At 48.5% G+C, this 5,062-nt stretch carries 4 protein-coding genes; 1 reads left to right on the top strand and 3 read right to left on the bottom strand.

The window, feature by feature from the left end; translation table 11 throughout:
• Positions 1-516, top strand: a 516-nt coding sequence (locus tag VIP81_RS08145) for a hypothetical protein (protein ID WP_331958241.1), incomplete at its 5' end; no start/stop codon positions are given.
• Here the strand turns inward: VIP81_RS08145 and VIP81_RS08140 are convergent.
• From VIP81_RS08140 to VIP81_RS08130, 3 genes are all read right to left on the bottom strand, one after another.
• On the bottom strand, positions 517-2,148 hold the full coding sequence (locus VIP81_RS08140; RefSeq protein WP_331958239.1) for a glycerophosphodiester phosphodiesterase family protein: 1,632 nt from the start codon (positions 2,146-2,148) through the stop codon (positions 517-519).
• A gap of 11 nt (positions 2,149-2,159) precedes the next feature.
• Complete coding sequence (locus VIP81_RS08135) at positions 2,160-3,515, bottom strand: PhoPQ-activated pathogenicity-related family protein (protein ID WP_331958237.1); 1,356 nt, start codon at positions 3,513-3,515, stop codon at positions 2,160-2,162.
• Between the two features lie 35 nt (positions 3,516-3,550).
• Positions 3,551-5,062 (bottom strand): SusD/RagB family nutrient-binding outer membrane lipoprotein (locus VIP81_RS08130; RefSeq protein WP_331958235.1); only part of this gene is annotated, 1,512 nt, incomplete at its 5' end.

The raw sequence follows: 5,062 nt of genomic DNA, 5'->3' as shown, positions 1-5,062 counted from the left end.
AACGGGCAGCCTACCAAAGAAAAAATCCCAACGTTTGAAGAAGTACTCCAGCTCACCAAAGGAAAAATTATGGTGGATGTAGACTTTAAAGCAGATAGCCCCGCCGCCGCAAAACAAGCCGTGGAAATGATTACCGCCCATAACATGAACGACCAGGTATTGTTCTTTATTTATGAGTATGCCTTTGCCACACAGCTGCGCGAATGGAATCCAGCGTTACCCATCATGCCAAGGGCGCATAACGTGAAGGAGATAAACGAAATTCTGACAATGGGTAAATTTCCGGTGATCCACGTAGATGATTCTTTTTACACAGACTCACTGATGCAACGCATCACGCACAGTGGTACCAGGATCTGGATCAACGCATTGGGAAAGTATGATGATATGGAGGGACAACAGGCCGATAGCGGGTTTGATCAGCGCCTGAAAGACGCAAAGTATGCCAACGCCATCCAGACAAACTTCCCGGAAAAACTATTGGCATACCTGCGTAAGAGAGGACTGCACAAATAATTATTGGGCAGGGTAGTATTTTTTCAACCAGGTAATCATTTTTGAAAATACATCCATGGAAGCGGTGGCGCCCATTCCATGTTTTTCTGTTGGATATAATTCAAATTGCGTAGGGATGTTCAACGAAGTTAATTTCGCGTGCAGCTTCTCCGCCTGACTCACATGTACCAACGGATCTTCCCCGCCATGAAACAGGATGGTAGGCACGCCACTGGCTTTTGTGAGCTGATAATAAGGACTGGCATCGAAAGCAATTTTAGCTTCCGGGTCAGGTTCTCCGAGCAGGCGCGCTACTTTTTCATCTGCTTCTTTATTTTCCTGCCGCACTTTTTTATCGGTGAAATCTGTGGGCCCCCATAAGTCCACCACTGTTTTTACCTGGTGTAAACTATCTTGGGCATAGGCATACTGCAAGGCGAGATAAGCGCCTGCACTTCCGCCTATCAGGGCAAACTGGCTGCCATCGAATTTTAGTTTTTTAGATTTGGAAGAAATAAATGCCAATGCTTTCCGCACATCATCCAGCTGAGCAGGGTAAATATTTTTGTTATCCCTGATCAGGCGATAGTTCATAGATACTACGCCATAGTGCAGCCTGCCTGCCAGTTCTTCAATCAGCTGTTGCGGAAATTCTTTTTTGTCGCCGCCTGTCCAGCCGCCGCCATGCAGGTATACAATGATTTTGGTATTCGAATTATGATCTTCCGGGATGTAGGCATCGAGTGTATTATCTTCTCCTGCATCGCCATAAGAAACGTTGCGCATGGTAATATAAGCCGGGGCCTTTGCGGCAACAGCAACAGGCATCGCAGTACCGCTAAGGCCATCACGCAACTTGTTTTGCTGCAGATAGCTGACCAGTGCTTCGGGATGATCACTCTGTATGCCTTGCACGCCTTTTCGCATGGCGGCGTTCCAGTCGGCCGGACCCTCAGAGGGCGACTGTGCATCGAGCCACACCGCTACGTTGTGTTGCCGCGCTACGGCGAGCATGGCGCTATCGGTTACGTTATCCAAAACAGACAACGCAACGTTGTCTAGGAAGTAGCCCAGTTGCGCAGGACTGTTCATTTCCTCCGGTACACTGCTTATCAGCGGCAGCTGTGGCGCTGTTTTTCTCCAGGGCTTATATTGTTCTTTTTTGTTGAGATACACCACTACCTGTTTTTCCATTCCGGCAGCCTGTATTTGTTTCCAGGTTTCCGCAACATCGGCGTCTTTAAAGTCCAGGTAAATGTTCATCCTGCCTTTGCAGGCTTTCAGCGCTTCTGCAAACGTGGGTACGCGGTAATCTTTCCCGTCCTTACTATTGACTTTTAGTTGTTTGATTTCGGCAAGGGTAAGATCGGCTACATTGCCGGTGCCATTGGTCATGCGATTTACAGTACCATCGTGCATGAGCACCAGTTGCCCGTCTTTGGTGGTGCGCAGATCCAGTTCTGCATAGTCTGCACCAGCCTGAATGGTGGCTTCTATGGCCGCTACGGTATTCTCCGGCATATCCACATGGTTGCCACGATGCGCCACTATCACAAATTTATTTTTGGTAACAGGCAGCGGTGAGGCTGCCTGTTGTGCGATAACGGAATAACTAAATATAAAGGTGCCGGCGAAGAGGAATATTTTTTTCATGTACATGTTGATTATAAAATCTGTTTGGTATCGGTCACGAATACACGTGTACTAACGGTGTAGGTGCCGCCGGTGGGATTGGTATATTGAAGGTCTACATAAAAGGCGCGATAGCCATTGGCCGGTAGCGGCGTGCTTACTTTTACGGTAGACTGATGTGCTTTGCCCAAACTTTGTGAGGACCATTTGTCATTACGGAAATCCAGGTCGGGAGAATAAGCGGACCAGAGCACCACATCCGTCAGCTTGTCGGCGCTGGCTTTTGCGGTCAGCTGGATTTTACCATGACGGGTTTTGGTAGCCCAGCTGCATTCAGGATATGCCTGTTGATTGAGTGTGGTGCCAAAGAAGGCGCTGAGTCCTTCGAATGCATGTTTCTTATCGCCCAGGTTATGACCGGCGTTGGGCGTATAGTTGAGCAAATTTTTGCCGGGGATGCTGTCTAAATAATTCTTGATATTATCCACCACCCAGTACTCATCATTGGTCCCCATGAAAATCATTTTGGGCATAGTGAGCAGTTGGCGATAGGAGTAAGGATCTATCATGGTATTGATGGCGAGTCCACCTTCGGTATGTGCTGTTTGCGGAATACCCAGTTTCACGTAGTCTTCGATCTGAATGCTGTATTCTTTCCATGTTTTAATCTGGTAATCCAGACTTACCGGCATATTCAGTACATCAATCACCATGGGCGCAATAGCGGCTACACGGGAATCGTTGGCGCCGGTGAGCCAGGTAGTCCAGCCACGTTTGGAGGCGCCGGATACCAGGAAGCGGTTAATAGTATGAATGCCTTTTTCTTTGGTAAATGCCTGTACTACGTCCATGGCGCGAACCGCACTTTTTACCATCGGGAAAAGCAGGGGCCAGGTATAGTCGCCATCTTCTTTAAAGTTGTGGAGTGTAAAAGAGATCAGCGCATCTTCTGTGAGGTTTTTGTAGAGCGGCTGGTTGGGTGCCTGTCTGAGCACCGCTGTCACTGCTTTGTTGGTACCGGCTACTACCGCCATTTGCTGATACAGTTCGTCCGTAGGTCCGTTCCAGTTAGGCAGCCCTTCTTTCACGGAACCACCGGTGATGAATAACAGGGCGCCATCATAGTTCACGGCTGCTGGTACAAAAATAGTTAACTGATGTGTCCAGGTGTATTCCCGCCACTTCTGAGAGGTGAGCAGGATGCTATAGGCTTTCACATTATTAACGGTAAAGGAATCTTTGAGTTCCCAGTGAAAGGACTGATCACCGTTGTTCAGATAACTTTTCAGCGCGGTGGCAGGTGTAACGGTTTGCTGGGCAAAGGCGATTGTCAGGAAAAGCAGGTTGACAAATAACGCGGTCGTGGTTTTAAAAAATAATTGCTTCATATGCGGAAGAATAATTTACGTAATAAAAATAATACTTACCATGGTTTGCCGGTGCCCTGAATAATCCATGGTTTGGACCAGGGACTATTTTGGGGGCCATTAGCGCCAAAAGCAGAATAGTTGGTTACTTCCAGTCGTTTCATGGCCTCAGCGATATTGGCTTTATTCAGGTTCCTTTCTTCCAGCATGTAGTACAGGCGAACAGGTACCACCGTGCCTTTTGCGTAAGGACCGGCTTTTAATACCGGGTAACCGGTTCGCTTATAGTCAGCCCATGCTTCCGTGGCGGCTGTCCAGCTGGCAATCCACTTTTGCTCAATGATCTGTTGCTGTGTATGATTGAATTGTACATTTGGTTGTGTAAGATAAGCGTTTAGGCTGCCACCAATGCCCCATGTGTTAAAAGAGGCTTGTATGGCGGCTTTATAATGTGTTTCTGCATCGCCGGCAGCCCAGCCTTTGATGGCGGCAGCTTCTGCTAAAATAAAATGTACTTCAGCGGCGGATATTAACCGGGCTTTCAGCAAGGGCCCTTTGGCCTGTTTATAAATATCGTTCAGCCAGGATACATGTGGATTCCGGGAAGCCTGCGCGGCATCCGGACTTAAATTATATACGGCAGGTCCGGAAATAGCGGGTGGCAATCCCACATAGTTTACGTCCTGGTTAATGTCATTTACGGTTAACCCTTTAGACGTGAGTACATCTGGTGAGATATATCTTACTTTCCTGTTTTCGCCGGCAACCACCGTATCAGTAGGCTTATACACATTGCCGGTACCGGGAGGTTTGGTATCGTCTACCAACAGGAAGCATTGTACTTTATTAGCCCATACGCCCAGTCTGGGATCATGCAGGGCTTGCAGGGAACTCACCAGGGTATTGCACATTTTCAGGCGGCGGTAATTGCTGCTGTCAGTATCATACACCACATTCGCCGGCCAGGAATCGGCGTTGCTGTTGCCGGGGAACGACATGGTAGCATCATCTGCCGCATCGGTAATGATGGGAAACTGTGCAGGATCGGCAACTATTTTTTCAATACCTGCTTTTGCCACAGCCGGAAGCTTCTCCGACAAACGCATATAGTAGCGTAATGCGAGGGAATTGGCCATTTTACGCCATTTCACAGGGTCGCCCTGGTAGTACACATCTACTGCATCAATAAGGGCAGGATAAGCGGCTTTAGGCTTGGAAAGCAGGGTGTTGGCTTTTTCCAGGTCTGCCAGGATGCCGGTATAAATAGCTTCCTGCGGATCATATACCGGTGTAGTGGCGCCCGCGCCCTGTTCTCCTTTCAAGGCCTGGGAATAAGGTGCATCTCCCCACAAATCAGTGATGAGCCCAAACATCATAGATTTCATGACCAGTGCCACGCCTTGCTGCAACTCATTTTGTAAGGTGACCGCGCGGTCATATACCAGCTGGTTGTTTCTCAGGATATCATAATAGTTGGTCCAGCTATTACTGCCGCCCCAGTCGTATTCATTGTGGGTGGTAGTCCATCCGTCTTTTTGCGTATGCTGCATGACGCCCGCCATGTCCTG

The organism is Chitinophaga sp. (assembly GCF_036566945.1).
GTDB lineage: Bacteria > Bacteroidota > Bacteroidia > Chitinophagales > Chitinophagaceae > Chitinophaga.
The sequence above is the reverse complement of the archived record's forward strand: the minus strand, read 5'-3'. Positions and strand labels throughout refer to the sequence as shown.

Coding starts and splice junctions, on each gene's coding strand:
- VIP81_RS08135 (WP_331958237.1), bottom strand. CDS start 3,515: ATGAAGCAATTATTTTTTAAAACCACGACCGCGTTATTTGTCAACCTG.
- VIP81_RS08140 (WP_331958239.1), bottom strand. CDS start 2,148: ATGAAAAAAATATTCCTCTTCGCCGGCACCTTTATATTTAGTTATTCC.